Origin of the sequence: Photobacterium sp. WH24 (assembly GCF_019204055.1) — a bacterium.
GTDB lineage: Bacteria > Pseudomonadota > Gammaproteobacteria > Enterobacterales > Vibrionaceae > Photobacterium > Photobacterium arenosum.
Genome location: NZ_JAGSOZ010000010.1, coordinates 141,873 through 158,812, shown reverse-complemented (window position 1 = coordinate 158,812; position 16,940 = coordinate 141,873). Strand labels below are relative to the sequence as shown.

Annotated in this window: 13 protein-coding genes; 8 read left to right on the top strand and 5 right to left on the bottom strand. The window is 49.8% G+C overall.

What is annotated here, in order from left to right:
• Window positions 1–70 precede the first annotated feature (70 nt).
• The gene (locus tag KCG43_RS13730; RefSeq protein ID WP_192014064.1) at window positions 71–988 is read right to left on the bottom strand and encodes an EamA family transporter; all 918 of its coding nucleotides are present in this window, start codon (window positions 986–988) and stop codon (window positions 71–73) included.
• A gap of 119 nt (window positions 989–1,107) precedes the next feature.
• Between KCG43_RS13730 and KCG43_RS13725 the strand changes: the two genes are divergently transcribed.
• The 5 genes from KCG43_RS13725 to KCG43_RS13705 all read left to right on the top strand — a co-directional run bounded on the left by KCG43_RS13725 (window position 1,108) and on the right by KCG43_RS13705 (window position 8,216).
• Complete coding sequence (locus tag KCG43_RS13725) at window positions 1,108–2,526, top strand: PLP-dependent aminotransferase family protein (RefSeq protein WP_218385607.1); 1,419 nt, start codon at window positions 1,108–1,110, stop codon at window positions 2,524–2,526.
• A gap of 104 nt (window positions 2,527–2,630) precedes the next feature.
• The gene (locus tag KCG43_RS13720; protein ID WP_218385606.1) at window positions 2,631–4,067 is read left to right on the top strand and encodes a DUF3404 domain-containing protein; all 1,437 of its coding nucleotides are present in this window, start codon (window positions 2,631–2,633) and stop codon (window positions 4,065–4,067) included.
• Window positions 4,064–4,708, top strand: coding sequence for a response regulator transcription factor (locus KCG43_RS13715; protein ID WP_192014060.1), 645 nt, complete (start codon window positions 4,064–4,066; stop codon window positions 4,706–4,708). The genes KCG43_RS13720 and KCG43_RS13715 overlap by 4 nt, the downstream gene beginning before the upstream one ends.
• Before the next feature lie 3 nt (window positions 4,709–4,711).
• Window positions 4,712–5,638 (top strand): DUF2861 family protein, encoded by a 927-nt coding sequence (locus KCG43_RS13710; protein WP_192014059.1) that lies wholly within the window; start codon window positions 4,712–4,714, stop codon window positions 5,636–5,638.
• A 100-nt stretch (window positions 5,639–5,738) separates the two neighbouring features.
• The gene (locus tag KCG43_RS13705; protein ID WP_255558038.1) at window positions 5,739–8,216 is read left to right on the top strand and encodes a glycoside hydrolase; all 2,478 of its coding nucleotides are present in this window, start codon (window positions 5,739–5,741) and stop codon (window positions 8,214–8,216) included.
• Window positions 8,217–8,281: 65 nt separating this feature from the next.
• Here KCG43_RS13705 and KCG43_RS13700 read toward each other — a convergent pair whose 3' ends face one another.
• Together KCG43_RS13700 and KCG43_RS13695 are read right to left on the bottom strand one after the other, a co-directional pair.
• Window positions 8,282–9,202, bottom strand: coding sequence for a M14 family metallocarboxypeptidase (locus tag KCG43_RS13700; RefSeq protein WP_218385605.1), 921 nt, complete (start codon window positions 9,200–9,202; stop codon window positions 8,282–8,284).
• Window positions 9,203–9,534: 332 nt separating this feature from the next.
• A complete protein-coding gene (locus KCG43_RS13695) occupies window positions 9,535–10,452 on the bottom strand; it encodes a LysR substrate-binding domain-containing protein (protein WP_218385604.1) in 918 nt (305 codons plus the stop codon).
• 112 nt (window positions 10,453–10,564) lie between these two features.
• Here KCG43_RS13695 and KCG43_RS13690 point away from each other — a divergent pair, with 112 nt between their 5' ends.
• The 3 genes from KCG43_RS13690 (at window position 10,565) to KCG43_RS13680 (ending at window position 14,944) form a co-directional block, all read left to right on the top strand.
• The gene (locus KCG43_RS13690; RefSeq protein ID WP_218385603.1) at window positions 10,565–12,559 is read left to right on the top strand and encodes a CocE/NonD family hydrolase; all 1,995 of its coding nucleotides are present in this window, start codon (window positions 10,565–10,567) and stop codon (window positions 12,557–12,559) included.
• Window positions 12,560–12,582: 23 nt separating this feature from the next.
• Window positions 12,583–14,109, top strand: a complete 1,527-nt coding sequence (locus tag KCG43_RS13685) for a BCCT family transporter (protein WP_192014051.1) — start codon at window positions 12,583–12,585, stop codon at window positions 14,107–14,109.
• A 217-nt stretch (window positions 14,110–14,326) separates the two neighbouring features.
• Window positions 14,327–14,944 (top strand): glutathione S-transferase family protein, encoded by a 618-nt coding sequence (locus KCG43_RS13680; protein WP_192014049.1) that lies wholly within the window; start codon window positions 14,327–14,329, stop codon window positions 14,942–14,944.
• A 54-nt stretch (window positions 14,945–14,998) separates the two neighbouring features.
• Here the strand turns inward: KCG43_RS13680 and KCG43_RS13675 are convergent, their stop codons facing one another.
• Both KCG43_RS13675 and KCG43_RS13670 read right to left on the bottom strand, forming a co-directional pair.
• Window positions 14,999–15,223, bottom strand: coding sequence for a hypothetical protein (locus KCG43_RS13675; RefSeq protein ID WP_192014047.1), 225 nt, complete (start codon window positions 15,221–15,223; stop codon window positions 14,999–15,001).
• A gap of 107 nt (window positions 15,224–15,330) precedes the next feature.
• Window positions 15,331–16,737, bottom strand: coding sequence for a PLP-dependent aminotransferase family protein (locus tag KCG43_RS13670; protein ID WP_218385602.1), 1,407 nt, complete (start codon window positions 16,735–16,737; stop codon window positions 15,331–15,333).
• Window positions 16,738–16,940: the final 203 nt, after the last annotated feature.

The window sequence follows — 16,940 nt, the reverse complement described above, 5'->3', positions numbered from 1 at the left end:
GTGAGGTTCTCCTGATGCAATAATTGGGTTCTGACACGAAAAGCCACCTGTCATCAGGTGGCTTAGACAATCAGACTTTCTGATCAGAGACTTTCCTTACACGCCATTGAGCCAGTCTGGCAGCCAAAAAGGTGTTACCGGGTTTGAGCAGAATAATGAGCACGCCCGCCAGAATCATTGCTGCAGATATGACCTGTAAAGCACCGACATGCTCACCGTAAAAGAGATAGCCGCCGAGCAAGCCGAATACTGACACCATCAGATTGACCGGTGCGACCGTACTGAGCGGATACTTCACCAGCATACGATTCCATACCCAGTAGCCAAATACCGTGGTCGGATAGGCCTGAAATAGGACTGAGAAAGTGGTGTAGCCATTCCAGCTGTTAATCGTGGTGGTGATGATATCTGTACCATTTAGCGAGAGTGCAAAGAGCAACAATGGCAGAGGCGCAAATGCCATGCCCCAGATACTGAAGGCAAAGGGTTGTCGGGTGCCTGATTTCTTCACCAGGGTGCTGACCAGGCTCCAGGACAATGCTGATATCATCACTAAAGCCACACCTTTTATTGTGATGGTGCCGTCAGTGGCCATCAGGGATAAAGCCAACCCGGTAAACGCAAACAGGGCGCCAATGACTTTGTGTATTGTGAATCTGTCGCGAAAAACCAGATAACCAATGAACAGACCAAAAATGACATTGGTCTGCAGTAACACTGATGTCATTCCCGCAGACAGTCCGGCGGTGATTGACCAGGATGCCATGCCCCATACACCCACTCCAAACAGCACGCCGTAACTCACCAGGTAGCGCCAGGCAACATCCGGTTTACGAACAAAGAAGATCAGTGGCATTGTCGCAAGTGTGAATCGAATTGCAGTCATCAGCAGAGGATCAGCCTGACTGACGCCCAGTTTGATCACAGAGAAATTGATGCCCCAAATGAACATCACGAATAAGCCCAGGCAGGCATCTTTAAATGTCATGCGTTGTACTCCATTGTTGATTTAACCAACATTGTGGATTACCGTCGCAGAAAGGTGCAGATACAATTTTTAACAATAAAAAGAGCACAGTTTGTGTTTCAAGCTGAAAAGGGTACGCCATGAGGTATAAACAATTAGCTGAGCAGTATATTGCCGATATTCAATCAGGTCTGCTGGCTGCTCAAGTCCGCATGCCCTCATTACGCCAGTTTGCACAATTACATCAGGTAAGCATGACCACTACCTTGAATTGTTATCAGCATCTGGAATCTCAGGGCTGGATTGTCGCTAAACCGCAATCCGGTTATTACGTAGCACAGCGCTCAACCCTGCGCTTACCGGATCTGGCGCAGTTTGAAAGTCAGCTGGCATTGGCATCTGACTATTCGCTGGACAAAGGAAATGCGCCTGACAGTCAGTTCGCCGGGCCGCTGGGTTATTCCCGTTTTGAAGTCACTCATAAACTGACCAGTCAGATGGAACAGAGCTTCCGGCGTACAAACCGGCGCCTTGGTGAAAGGTTGAACTTTTATCCCACCCGACAGGGTGAGGCTATGTTGCGCAGTGTCTTGTCTGCACATTTTGCGAATTACAGTTTTCATTTCACCGCTGAGCAATTGGCCATCACAAACGGCTGCATGGATGCCATACGCACGGCCATTGAAGTCTGTACTCAACCTGACGATGCCATTGCTGTCAGCTCGCCATGTTTCAACGGACTGTTAACCTTATTGCGGGAAATGTCGCGCAATATCGTGGAGATTCCGTCTGTGGACAGCGGCATAGATCTGGACCAGTTGGAACATCACATGCAGCAGGGGACGGTTCAAGCCGGTCTCTTTTGTACGACTCATATGAATCCGCAGGGTATTACGATGTCACCGTCACAAAAGCAGCGACTGGCAAAGATGGCATCCCGTTATGAAATTCCTGTGATTGAAGATGATGTGTACATGGAATTACCCCACGGCAATACAGTGCCCTTACCAGCAAAATATTACGACAAAAGCGGATATATACTCTGGTGCGGTTCCGTATCCAAAACATTGGCCGCCAGCTATCGCCTTGGCTGGTGTTTGCCGGGACGTTATCTGAATCAGTATCTGAGCAAACATGCGGCAGGCTGCTTTGGTGTATCGCTGCCGATACAGTTGGCCGTCGCTGATTTTATCGATAGTGGCCAGTATGCGCGTCATTTGAAAACGCAAAGGTTTGATTTGTTGCTCCATAAGCGGCGCTACCGAGAATATTTGCAGCAGCATCTGCCGGAAACAGTTCGTATCAGTGATCCTGCTGGCGGGTTAGTACTTTGGTTACAGATACCAGGCATGGATGAGGCAAAAATTAAGTCTTTGCTGATTGAGGCTAAGCTGGATATCAGGCTGGGTGAGTGTTTCACTCTGCGGGATCTGTACCGGGACAGCCTGCGAATTAATATCGGCTACGCGCTGCCCGAACCGGGAGAGCCGGATAACGTAGCCAAATGCGCGCTGGACACATTGATTGCAGTGGTTAACAGGGCAATCACTGACGAATAACCACATGGAACGGCACTTATAAAATGCCAAACAGTGACATTGCGGAGACAATGTCACGACAAGCATTGTGTATGATCGCGCATTATTTTTTCTGAGAGAGTTAAATGGTCAGGAATGCATTGCTTCCGCTGTTATTAGTGGCCTTGCCTGTATGCGGGCAGCCGGAAACACATCTGGCCCATCAACAATGGCAGGCATTTTCTGATCGTATTGCAACAGTGCAGGGTGAAGATCAAATCAGTCAGCAGTCGTTGAATCAGTATCCCCAGGAATTGCTTTTACCTGTCAGTCAGTACCCAGATTTAAAGCGGTTCAGCTGGGCGCAGATAGAAACACTTTATCACATTCATACCCACTGCTCTGAAGACGACAATGTGTTGAGTGACAGTGCGGATTGGCGCAGAGCGGTGCAATTTGAACTGATCTTGTGCCGCGAAGGTAAACTTCCATCGCAATGGAGTCAGCACCTGTCCGAGAGGCACCCTGCCGGTGGCAGCTATGCAGACAGGTATGTGAACTACCTGAGAGATCATCATGATGAAAGTGACGCGAATGCATTTCTTCAACAGCATGCCAACAGTCTGACTCTTGCCCATCCGCTGCATCCGTTACACGGTATATTTGCCTCGCTTTCTGATACGGGTCAGTCGGCTATTCTGGGCGGCTCGCGGTATTTTCTGACGAAAAGTGGCCGCTTGTGGCGCAACACTCTGACTGGCATTGATGTGTTAAGCCCGGAGCAATGGCAACCGATAGCAGACAAGGCGGGTATCAGGATCACCCGGTCTAGTGACCAGATCAGCGAGAGTTGTCGTTTTCAGTACAGTAACTTATGCATTGAGCTTCGTCGTACCAATGCGCTTTGGTGGCAGGGCGTCATGCTTATTTTACTTGTCATTATTCTTGGGCTGATTTTCAGGCTGGGGCTGGAGCGACGACGGGAAATGAAAGAGCGGCAGTTTATCCTGCAATTGCTGACGCACGAATTGCGAACACCCATTACCAGCCTTGGTTTTACGGTGGAGCAGTTCAGAGATGAATATGATCACTTGAACGAGCAAAGTCAGCATGCGTTTTACCGGCTGCTGGGCGACTACCAGCGCCTCTACCGGCTGACAGAAACCAGCAAAGGGTTTCTCAGTGGACGCCGGGAAGAAGGGCAAGATAAGCAAGACGCTCAGTTTTCAGAGTGGCTGGAGAGCATAGCCAGCCAGTATGACTTGCACTGCCATATCGACGGAGATCGTAGGGTGTCGCTGCCTTATTACTGGCTGGGCGTGTGCTTGGATAATCTGCTGCGTAATGCCGTTTTACATGGCAAGCCACCGATATACCTTGATGCCCAAATCTCTGACAGCCTGGTTATTGAGGTGAGGGATCACGGGGCATCGCCTGCACGTTGGGAAAAGTGGTTACTAACTGAGAAAGGGGACGGTATGGGGATTGGGCTGATGATAGTTAACCGTATCATGCGCCGGATTGGCGGGCGCTTGACTCACTTACGGCATCCAACCAGGTACATTCTGGAGTTGCCACTATGAGCCGGGTTTTGCTGGTTGAGGACGATGTGTTACTGGGTGAAGGTCTTTCGATGTATCTGGCCAAAAACGGTTATCGCTGTGATTGGATCAAAAAAATATCGGATGTGGAAAAACATTGGATTCAGGCCGATCTGGTTGTGCTGGATCGCCAGTTACCTGAAGGTGACAGTGTGAAATGGCTGCCTGGCTGGCTGTCAGTGAAAGCGCTCCCGGTGATCATTTTAACGGCGAAAACCGATGTCGATCACCGTATTGAAGGGTTAAGTGCCGGCGCGAAAGATTATGTCATCAAACCGTTTTCACATCAGGAGCTGCTAGCCCGGATTCAGGCCCAACTTCGCCCGTTAGGGGAAGTCGAGTTCCAATATAGAAACCTTGTGGTGAATCTGTCTTATCAGACTGTCATGATGGATCAGCAAAATATTCCTCTGAAACCTAAAGAATTTCAGCTGCTTGCGTTGCTTGTTCAGAATCCGGGACGGGTTTATCACCGGGATGAACTTTTGAATAAGGTGTGGGGATATCAGGCATTTCCCTCTACCCGGACAGTCGACAATCATGTTCTGCATCTGCGGCAGAAATTTCCCTCTTTGGCAATCGATACTGTCCGCAGCGTTGGCTACCGGCTAAGAAAGGAGTAATCCGTGCGATTTATTAGCACTAAAGCCATGGTATTTTCCCTGTTGCTTGCCGCTTGTGTATGTCGTCCTGCATTAGCCTCAGATCAGGTGCAGGCCGGGAGTACCGCAGCCGGTGGCTGGTTTATGCCCACGCCATTACAGCGGGTTTATCAGGCTCTGGCCGATCACAATATGCTGCTGGCGTGGCAAGAGTTACAGGTCGTTTTGCAGCAGAGTACAGAACCGGTTACCCCGGACTTATGGCAACCTGTTTTTCAGCAGCTGATTAATCAGTCAGATTGTGGACGCAGGCTGACTGAGTATCCGGGAGCACTGTCAGATTGGGTTGACCAACCCCGAATTTCGCTGTCGATACAGGATAAAGTAAATCTCAGCCAGAGGGTGTATCAGCTTAAACTCTCGATTGATGGCGCCGGACATGCAATGGAAGTGAGCCTGACGGATTCGCGGGGCAATCAATGGCTATCGGGGGCAAGCTCAACGCCGGTAGAGGGCTACAGCGAACTGGAAAGCAGAGAATGGTTTCAATCCGTGCCTGATGGATACTATCAGCTGAGTGTTGGGGAGAAACATTATCCGTTGATTCTGACTTCACTGCAGGAAACAGAAAGGGCTTCAGCGATTCAATTACAGCAGGCAGAAAAGAGTACAGCCGGGGTTTTCGTGTTTTCACCGGATCTCTTTGCGGATCGAAATGCCTGTCAGAGGCAGAGATTGCAGTGGCAATGGTTCGACAGTGACTATCAACTGGCATCTCCTGCTGAAACCCTAGTATTGGATGCTCAGGGGCATGGCGTGCCGCCCCGTGACAAACCTGATAACGCGAATTGGTTAAGTGCGGTAGTGGCAGACAGTTATTTTCAAGGGGCGATTAAAATTGAAAACGTGCATCGGCTGACAGTGCCTGTCAGGTACATGCTGACAGACTAATCACTCATCCTGTCCACCTGTGCGAATGAAGACATAGGGGTGACAATTTGGTGTCCGGCACCATGTGTAATACCGGTGTTTATTAACCCAAGGTATTAGGATGAAGACCCCCATGTTATTGAAAGCAGCCCCTGTGACGGGCCAGCGAGCGCACTTGCAGCCATGTAAAGCGATATTACTTTCAGCTATTTTGCTAATGCCTTGTGGCAAAGTGGCTGCCGATATTATTTCATTACGTGACAACCATCAGCGAGTCGAGATTGATCCCGAATCGCTCGCTATTACCTGGCATACCGACAGCCTGATTTACGATCTGAACCAGGCGGGTGCCAGGGTAAATAACGAAAAACAAAGTGTCAGCCAAAGGCAGAAGTCTCAGCGTGATAATGCGTCATGGCTGTGGCAACCCAGTAATATCAAGGTGACAGCGCAATTAGAATCAGGCGACCTGACGCTCCAGTTTCAGTTGCTTTCTGGTGCCAGTATCACTCGCAGTCACCCCATCGTCTTGAACTGGTTTGATTTGCCGGAAACCTCCACTACCGAGCTGTTGTTACCGTTTAATGAAGGGATCAGAGTACCTGTTCATCACAGGCTTTGGGCGAGGTATTTGCAGGATGAATATTCAGGCAGCAATTCCACGCAGGATCTGAAAATGCCGTTCTGGACTCAGAAGGTCCGGCAACGCGCTGACAGTCAGGTGAACACAGACTACGAAAATGAGCCTGATAATCCGGCCAGATATTTTTCTTACCTGTTAGTCAATCCATTTAACAATGCCTTGGCATTCAAAGAGGTGACGGCAAAAGCGGCTGAAACCTCACCTGCTGTTGATATGGTCTCCAGCCACGCTTTTACCTCTCTGAACTGGAATCAGCCTTTTCAGGTCATGATTCATAGCGGGCAAGACAGGCTGTCTGGCGCCATCCGGTACCGGCGCTGGCGGGATGATCAGGGTGAGAGAGAAAGCCTGCGGGATAAGGCTGCCCGCAATCCGGATGTCAGCAAAATCATCGGCGCGAGCCATGTGTACTTGTTCGGTAGCGACGGTATCTCGCAAAGTGATGTGACCGACTGGACTGGGTTGCTGAAATGGTACTTTCATCAGTCAGAGCTGAGCGCCTTCGCGAGCCGTGAAGCCCAGACACAATTGCTGCCACTGACAACAGCTAATCAGCCTGTCAGCTTGGATCGCTATCAACAACGTCTTTTGGTCGAGTCTGTTAATCACTCTTTGTCCGCGCTTTTTCCTTTTAGCGAAAATGCGGGCCCATGGGAGCAAATTACCGACCAGTTTGCTGCGATTCAAAAAAGGAAAGCGTATTTAGCAAGCCATGCGGCGCCATTTCTGCTTGCTTCTGACAAATGGGGACAAAGCCTGTCTTCGCCTGTACTTGAAACACTCAAGCAAGCAGGACTGCAGAAATTGTGGCTGGGGTTGGACAACTGGTTACCTGCTTTTTATCAGCCCGAGGTGGTTGAACAGGCAAAAGCGGCGGGATATCTGGTCGCGACTTATGATTCTTATAATACGGCTATCGATAAAACGGATAACGAGAGCTGGTTAACAGCGCACATTCCGGCAGCAATCAGAACGCGTTGCGCTATTGAACGCGCCGATGGGCAGAATCAGGCGGGGTTTCGCGGGCAAGGCAATTACCTCAACCCCGGCTGTGAAACGGACTATGCCAAACAGCGAATCTCACGCATTCTGGAGCTGGGGCAGTTTAACAGCCTGTTTTTGGACGTTGATGCAACAGGAATGGTGCGTGAAGATTATTCCGATAAAAGCCGCTTGGCTGCATCCGGGAATGAAAGTGCTGCGACTGGCGGTATGTCTCAGCGGGCAATGGCGAAGGCATTCAACGACCGGCTAGAGTGGGTGAGCGGGCAAGGGGTGCTGCTGGGCTCGGAAGATGGCAACAGTATCACCACCCGAGGTGTGGTGTTTGCCCATGGCATGGAAACCACGGGGTTTGGCTGGACGGATAAAGAGATGAAACATAACCGTCAGTCGCCCTATTACCTTGGTGCCTGGTACCCGGATAATAAGCCGGCCTTCTTTTTTAAGCCGGCAACAGTGAAGGAGCCGTACCGAACCCTGTTCTTCTCGCCGGCTTTTAAAGTGCCCTTATACCAGGCGGTGTTTCATGATGAGCTGATCAATAACCATCACTGGCATATGGATAGCCTGAAGTTTTCTGATGTGAAAGGCATCCGGGATCTGACCAGTATGCTTTATAACACGCCACCCATGGTGCATTTAACCCGTGATGAAGCAGCCTCTGCGACTTCGCCCAGAATCAAAGCATTACAAGATTATCAGCGGGGATTCATGCCATTGCATCAGGCATTGTGGGATAAGGCATTAGTGGGATTTGACTGGCTGAATAGTGATGGCTCTTTGCAAAGAACAAGATTCAGCGATGGCAGTCAGATAGTGGCAAATTTCAGCCATAATGTGACTCAAGTTCGCGTAGACAGCCAGCTTGTGACATTGCCCGCCATGAGTATCCGGGCAGTGATATCGCAGGCTAACGGTAAGCCTTCTGAGGTTATTACCTGGCAATCTCAGTGAATCACTGTGAGCGCGTCGAATATTGTGGCAGCCGAACGGGCTGCCACACAGGCTGGATCTGCAGATTATTGCTGTTTCAGAATATACTCCAGTGCCCCTACAATTGCCGCGACTTGTGCGTTGTTGCATTCGCTTGGCGTGACGAGCGGGCTGTCCGGGTACACTTCCGTGGTGGAGCTGTACTGACAGTCTGACAGACCGGCACACAGGCCGAGTTTCTTCAGCGGATAATCAATCACGCCTTCCTGGGAAACCGGAGAACCTATGATGTTTCCTTCGTCATCAGGCGGGGCAATATGGGTGACTTTACGCACTTCATCTATGATGGCTTTCTGGAAGGCATCATGAGGATTGTCGGTGTCGCCCACCACGTAAAAACCATCAGGAATGCTGCCGGGTTTGTACTCAATACCATCACGTGCCGCTAAAGCCGGGCGGAATTCGGTTTCGTCGCTGTCTGTGGTTTCATGCAGATCGATGTGAGCCAGGATCTCTGCGCCTTGATCATTAACCATTTTCATCAGCGCCGCCGATTCTTCCGCCGGGCTGTTGTCGTAAAAGGAACGGTTTGGATCGATCGCATGCGGGTTCCAGCGATTAATCGTCTCGTAACCCCAGGGGCTGACACAAGGGGCAACCAGAATGTTGAAATACTGGCTATAGTGCTGCGCTTTCTCATCGACAAATTGCAGCGCACCATGAACACCACTGGTTTCATAGCCGTGTACGCCACCTGTGACCAGAATGGTCGGCTTTTGCGTATTCCAGTGACGGGATTTGATGACGAACAGCGGGTATTTTTCTGTGTCATAAGACAGAGCGCCATACTGAGCGACATCAAAGCGATCTTTCAGTGCGTCGATCTTAGTGACCACTTCGTCCAGATAGGAACGCTTGATGGTGAGCCGGGCCAGCCACTCTGCCTTCTCTTTCATGGTCCATTTCTGGCCAGGAGTGCCAATCGGGTAGGTACGCTTACTGCTCATAGCTGTCCTTATTTAATGATGTGTTTTCAGGCGTCAGAAGCTTACTCCTCCTGAAGCGCGTGTTCAATCATCTGGCTGCGGAAGATATTCTTTTCAGAACAACAGCTAAATTATTCATCCGGTGCTTTTGCGGCAGCCAGTATTGACATAAATATAGCTGGAACCACAGTGCATTGCCGTACCGGAGAGAAGAGACAGAAAAGGCGAGTGAGCAGGGCAGGGCCAGGGTGAAAAAAAGCCCCTGCAAGTCAGGGGCAAACGTACACATGCATTTCCCAAAAACATGGAGAGCTCCACTGTATCTGGTATGGCAAAAGATGGCTTGATGCAGATCAATCGAATCCGCTTATCTGCATTTCCTGTTCTAAAACCCAACTGACGAAGGTTCTGGCATTGGGGTGCTGGCTTGTTTCAGAAATACTGAGAAAAAATGCATTACTGTCGCACTCCACTGGTTCAGTCAGTGCGATCAGTTTTCCTTCTTCTATTAAAGTGCGGACATGCCAGTCCCAGGCCAGAGCAATACCCGCATCGCTGAGCGCGCCCTGAATGATAGAGACCTGCTCTTCCATCTGAATGACATTAGTCGGCTCCTGGTAGGGGATACCATAACGATTTGCCCAGGTTTGCCAGCCTTCCCAAAAGGACTTGGCATCCTTCAGCATAAGAATGGGTTGTTGCCAAATGGTTTGGATATCTTTGCACTCCGGGCGCTTTGCGAGAAATGCTGGGCTACAAACCAGCAGCATGCGTTCGGCAAAAAGCAAATGGTTATTTTTGTTGAGCGTATCTATCGCGGAGTAGAAGAAAGCGATGTCGTAATCATCGTTATCGCCAATGTGCCTTTCATTGTTGATAATCAGATTGAGAGGTATATCCGGGTAGCGCTCGCGAAAACCATCCAGCCGGGGAATTAACCAGAAGTGTGAAAAGCAGGCCCCGATTTCAATTGTCAGCGGTGCTGTCTGATTGCTGTTATTCAGTTTTACCGTTTCACGCGCAAGGATCTCAAGCACACTGGTGACGGTTGCCAGATAGTTTTTTCCGTTATCAGTCAGTTCCAGACCGGTTTTCCGCCGGATAAACAGGCTGGTTTGCAAAAACGTTTCAAGCTGTTTGATTTGCTTACTGATGGCTGTTGTGGAAACGCAGAGCTCAGTGGCGGCTTTTGTGAAACTGCCTGACCGGGCTGATGCTTCAAAAGAGATCAGGTTACTTATCGGCGGTATGGCTTTGTTGTTAATAGGCATCAGGGCTGGTTATCTTTAACTTTTAGTTCATATTAGGTTAACAAAATAGCGATTTACTCACAAACGGCTGTCTTTAATATGGGTTGTCCGACGTCATCGACTCAAGGACATTATGCAAATGATACGTGAAATCCATCATGACATGCTGACGCTGCCGGATGGTACTCAACTGGCCTACCGGGCGTGGTTACCCGTCAATGCAGAGTCAGTCCCGGTTCCCGCTATTCTCGAATTCCTGCCATATCGTAAAAACGACGGTACTATCATCCGTGATGAAATCACCATGGCCCAGACGGCTGCACATGGTTACGCTTGTGTTCGCGTTGATCTGCGTGGTTGCGGTGAATCTGAGGGTTTCATGACGGATGAGTATTCTCAGCAAGAGCTACAGGATGGTTACGATGTCATTGACTGGCTGACAAAACAACCATGGTGCGACGGCAATGTCGGCATGGTTGGTATCTCCTGGGGCGGGTTCAACGCGCTTCAGGTCGCGGCGATGAACCCGCCTGCGCTGAAAGCCATTATTACGCAGTGTTCGACGGATGATCGTTATCGGGACGACATTCATTTCAGCGGAGGATGCCTGCTGAATGACAACATGGACTGGGCAGCATTTTTCTGGGCATACGCTCAGGCCCGTTCGCCGGATCCTGCGCTGATCGGGGAAAAATGGAAATCGGTCTGGTTGGATCGTTTGCAGGCTATGCCTTTTCTGGCCAAACCCTGGCTGGCTGAGCAAACCCGTTCGGATTACTGGAAACACGGCTCGGTCTGCGAAAACTACGATGATATTAAAGTACCCGTTTATGCCATGAGCGGCTGGGCAGATGGCTATCGTAATACCGTATTTACCTTGCTGGAAAACCTCAGTGTGCCTTGCAAGGGCCTGGTTGGCCCCTGGGCGCACAAATACCCGAATATTGCCTACCCGAACCCAAAGGTTGACTATGTGTCTGAGTCTGTCCGCTGGTGGGATCACTGGTTAAAAGGCAACGACAACGGCATGATGGATGAACCTGCGCTGCATTATTATTTGCAGGAGAGCGTACGGCCGCAAACGGACTATGAGTGTCGCCCCGGAGAGTGGATGTCTGAGCCTGGCTGGCCATCTTCAGATATCCGCCCGCACGCGTTTTATCTGGGTAAACACGGGTTATCTGAATCTCTGAATGAGCACGTTACGTCTTACGCTGTGTGTTCACCTGAGACAGTCGGGCTGGACGGTGGCCGATTCTGCGTCGGCATTCGTCTGGACATGGAGCACCCGGGGGATCAGCGCATTGATGACGCCGGGTCTCTGGTGTTTGACTCCGAAGTGCTGGAGGACGATTTTGCTATCGTCGGACAGGTTATGGCAAAGCTGGCACTGGTATCTGACTCACCGTCGGCGAATGTCATTGTCCGTGTTTCCGATGTGCATCCAGACGGACAAGTGACCAAAATAAGTCACGGTATACTGAACCTGACCCATCGCAACAGCCATGAATTTCCTGAAGCGCTTAATCCGGGTGAAATTTATGAAGTCGAGGTGCCGGTTAACCATATTGCCTACACAGTACCGAAAGGACACAAACTGCGTATTGCCATCTCGACGGCATACTGGCCACTTATCTGGCCTTCTGCCGATAACGCTACCCTGACTATCTTGCCCAAAGACAGTGTGATCGAGATCCCCCGTAAATCTTCATTCAGCACGGCTAATCCGCTGAAAGCGTACGATCAGCCTGTGACGTTTGCAGGGAAAACACTGCGCCCGAGCGACAGCAAACGCGTTACACACCGCGATTACAAAACCGGTTTGGTAACGCTGGAAACCTATGAAGATTTTGGCCGCCAGTATTACAACTCTTGTCATACAGAGATAGATTTCAAGATAGGGCAGGAAATGCGGATTCATCCCGATGATCCGCTCAGTGCTGAAAACGAGATTGATCTGACCGTGGAAATGGGCCGGGACGGTTGGTGGACAAAGATTCACAGTCATTATCATATGACCTGTGATCATGAGTATTTTTATATTAAAGCGCGCTGGGAAGCGTTTCATGAAGGTATGTTGATCTTTGAAAAGGACTTTGACGAGAAGATCAATCGTAACTACATGTAAAACAATAAATTAGGGAAAATACAATGTTGAAATCGTTACGACCTTTGGTGTTTTTTCCAACCTTTCTGATTTTGGTTGGTGCTTTGGTATTCAGTCTGGTTGATCTGGACGCTTTCATTGGCTATACCAAATCGCTGAACGGAGTGATTCTGTCCAATTTCTCCTGGTTGTTCAGTTTGGGCAGCTTTTACCTGCTGGTGTTAATTGCGCTTACCTATTTCTCTAAGCTGGGAAATATCCGAATTGGTGGCGATCACAGTACACCAAGAATCAGCAAACCCCGCTGGTTTATGATTGTACTCTGTACCACGCTGGCGGTCGGGGTGCTGTTCTGGACAACGGCCGAACCTATCTATCACCTGCATTCGCCGCCGGCGAGTTTTGGTATTGAAGCGGGCAGTGCTGATGCCGCGTTGTTTGCATTTTCAGCGATGTTTCTCCATTGGGGGCCAACGCCATATGCGATTTATGCCGTACCTGCGTTGATCTTTGCGCTGGCGTTCTACAACCTGAAAATGCCTTTTTCGATCACCAGCGCCATGCGTCCTGTTCTGGGTAAATATGTCACGGGGAAAATGGCCGATGTCATTGATGCGCTGGCACTGTATTCGCTGGTGGTTGGTATGGCGTCATCGCTGGGAACAGGGGCGCTGACCTTGCTGGGCGGGGTGAGCCAGTTTATTCCCATGGAACGTAATGCCCTGACACTGGGTATTTTCATCAGCCTGATTGTTGCTACCTTTGTGATCTCGGCTGCCAGCGGTTTAACCAAAGGGATAGCGCGTTTATCGGCCACCAACTTTTGGATGCTGATTGCACTGTTTATCTTTGTCTTTCTCTGCGGCCCGACTGTCTATATTCTGGCTATCGGTGTGGAAGGGGTCGGCGCCTACCTGCAAGATTTCTTCCGGCTGAGCTTGTTTACCGGCCAGGCTGCTAGTGATCCATGGCCTCAGTACTGGAGTGTATTTTACTGGGCGGTGTGGTTCGCCTGGGCACCGATCACGGCCATGTTCCTGGGGAAAATTGCCCGTGGGTATACGGTTCGCGAGTTTATTCAGGTCAACGTTGTTTATCCGAGTTTGTTCATTCTGTTATGGGTTTCTGTTTTTGCCGGTACGGCGGTGTACATGGACTTGCACACAGACGGAAGTTTATACGCCGTGTTGAATGAAGGGGGCATTGAACAGTTGCTATACCATATTTTCGGTGAACTGCCATTGGGTGGACTGACATCGTTCTTTCTGGTGATGATCGCATTTATTTCCTATGTCACGGCTGCCGATTCCAGCACTGATGCCATTGGCGATTTGTGTACCAAGGATTTTAAATCGGACTCTGATGAAGGCGCAGCCCTGCCAATAAAAGTACTCTGGGGGGTAATTATTGGTCTGGTGGCCTGGATAATGGTCAGCACAGTGGGTGTGGATGGCGTGAAGCAGTTGTCTAACCTCGGTGGATTACCGGCCACTATTATCATTCTGGTGTGCAGCCTGACGCTTATCCACTGGCTGCGTAACCCAGAAAAGTTACAGCAGAAACCAGACTGATTCCTACTAACTAGTCGCAATAAAACCAGTAAAGCCCGGATGTGCAAATCGCCGTCCGGGCTTTTTTGTGGCCAGCGGAAGCGGCTAAAAGCGTTGGAAAGTTTATAAGCAGTGATGGTGACAGACACAGATATGGTTTAGTCTGGAAGATGTTTGCAAAGAAATTGTTTAATAAACAGACTATTAAGTTCAATCAGATCAATGAGGCAACAGCATTATGATCACACTGCATCACCTGAACAAATCACGATCCAAGCGGATTATCTGGTTGCTGGAAGAGCTGGGTGTGGACTATCAGATCGTCCCTTACCAACGTGACAGCGCAACATTCCTTGCGCCACCAGAGCTGAAAGCGGTTCATCCTTTGGGTAAATCTCCGGTGATTGAGGATGATGGATTGATCGTCACTGAATCCGGGGCTATTACTGAGTACCTGATTGATAAGTATGGCGAGGGTAAACTGGCACCTGAGCGCGGCACTGCAGATTATGTTGCTTACTTACAATGGATGCATTTTGCGGAAAGCTCGGCCATTCTTCCTTTGTTGTTGAAGATGTTCGTCGACAAAGACGGCTGTGAAACTAACTTTCTCGCCGGTTATGCCGAAGGGGAAATTGCCAAGGTCATGGCTTATGTCGATCAGTCACTGGCAGGAAAGCGTTATCTGGTGGGAGATTCGCTGACAGGGGCAGATATCATGATGTCGTTCATTGTAGAAATCCTGCATACCAGTGGCGCACTCGCGCATTTTCCGCACATTGCCGCGTATGCGCAGCAGCTGGTGACCCATCCGTCATACCTGAAATCGAATGAGATCGAAGCCGCTCATGACTAGCGCTGGCTGACAAACTGCGCTCCCCTGAATCGATGCGGGAGAGCGCAGTATTATTCATTCTGCCGGGGTATTTTTCTTATCAATGTTTACTGCCCGGCGAACAGCTGCCACACCCAGCCCGATGAGCAGAAAGGGGATAGCCGCTGCGGTAGCTTCAGCCCAGGCAAAATAGGCGACATTTTTCATCAAAATGAAATGGCCTAACACGACCAGGAAGACGCAGATAATGGCGATGTATATGAATTTGACTTCGTCTTTAACCTTAGTGGTTCTTTCCATGTTGTGACCCTCTAACAAGCAAGAGTCACTATTTCATCACAGCCGCGGTTTTTCCTGTTGATACAGTTGATACAGTATTTTACCGAACAGTCACTTTGTTGTTCACTTCAGTCACTTAGGCACGCTTTTGCTAGCTGACCAAGTGTGGTCATCGCAGCCAGGTTTTCTTCATTCATCTCGTACGAATAGTTGAGCCTGATATGCCTGAGATCGTCTTGCCGGATGTTAAATAACGTCCCGGGTGCCACTGCGATACGCTTCTCCAGGGCTTGCTCATAAAATGCATGACTATCGAACGGAGCTGGAAACGTCAGCCACAAGAAGTAGCCCCCTGCGGGATCAGTTACAGCTGTACTGTCCGGGAAAAAGCGCCGTATTGCGTGTATCATTGCGCTCTTTCTGTCTTGCAATGTACTGCGCAGCTTGCGCAAATGGTTGTCATACCCGCCATGAAGCAGGTAATGGCTGATCCCGAGCTGCACAGGCACACTGCTTGATATGGTCGATAAAAATTGCTGTTTCTGAATGGCTTCGCTGTGTTTTCCTGCCACTACCCAGCCAATGCGAAATCCTGGTGACAGACATTTGGAGAATGAACCACACAGCAACACCAGATCCTGCTGATCGAAAGCTTTGGCCGGTACTGGCTTTTCCGCTGAATAATACAGTTCTGCATACACATCGTCTTCTACCAGAAACACCTTATGCTGGCGCAGAATGTCTACCAGTGTCTGCTTGCGCTCTTGACTGAGAGTGTAGCCAAGCGGGTGCTGGACATTGGTCATCAGCCAGCAGGCTTTTATCGGATAAGCGGATAACTTTTCAGTGAAGTCTTTCAAATCCAGGCCGCCGTCAGCGCTGGCCTTTATTTCTACCGGTATCAACTTCAAACGCTCTATTGCCTGAAGTGCCCCATAAAAAGTGGTCGATTCAACCGCGACATAATCACCGGGCTGGGTGGCAAACTGTAAGCTGAGATTCAGTGCATCCAAGCCGCCGGAGGTGATCACTATGTCATCCGGCCCAATCTGCAGCCCTTGTTGTACGTACCTTTGCGCAATGATCCGGCGCAAGTCATGGTTGCCGGGCGGCAGGTGCGTTAATGCACTTCTGTTGTCCATTTTGCGCGAGGCACTGGACAGACTGCGGACCAGTTCCTGCTGCGGAAACAGGCTGGAGTCGGGAAACGCCGAGCTGAAAGGCACGATATCGCTGTCTTTGGTTCGCTGTAGGACATCAAAAAGTAAATCATTAATGTTGACCGGAGACTGAGGGGATTCCGGCCGCGAAGCCTGTAGTGCTTGGATGTTGGGAGCGACAAAATACCCGGACTGCGGTTTAGCCACCAGCCATCCTTCACTTTCCAGCAATTGATATGCCTGCAACACAGTCGCCGTGCTGTAGCCAGTTTGCTGGCTGCTCGCTCGCACAGACGGGATTTTTTCACCGGATCGCCAGATCTGCTGGCGGATCTGTTGCATCAGATCATTAGCAAGTGATTGATATTTTGTCATTTGTTTAGCTGCATTGAGTTGAAGTTCAGAACATATCATGCCAAAACGGTAAAGCAAGCCAGTTTGTCGCTTCCTGAGCTGAGACACCATGCTCAATGTGAGCCCGGCAACAGAAAGATCCGAACAGTTAAGCTGGCGACAGTACAAAGGCTAAGATCAATATTTCATTGTCAATAAACTGATAGATAAGTGTCATCCATATT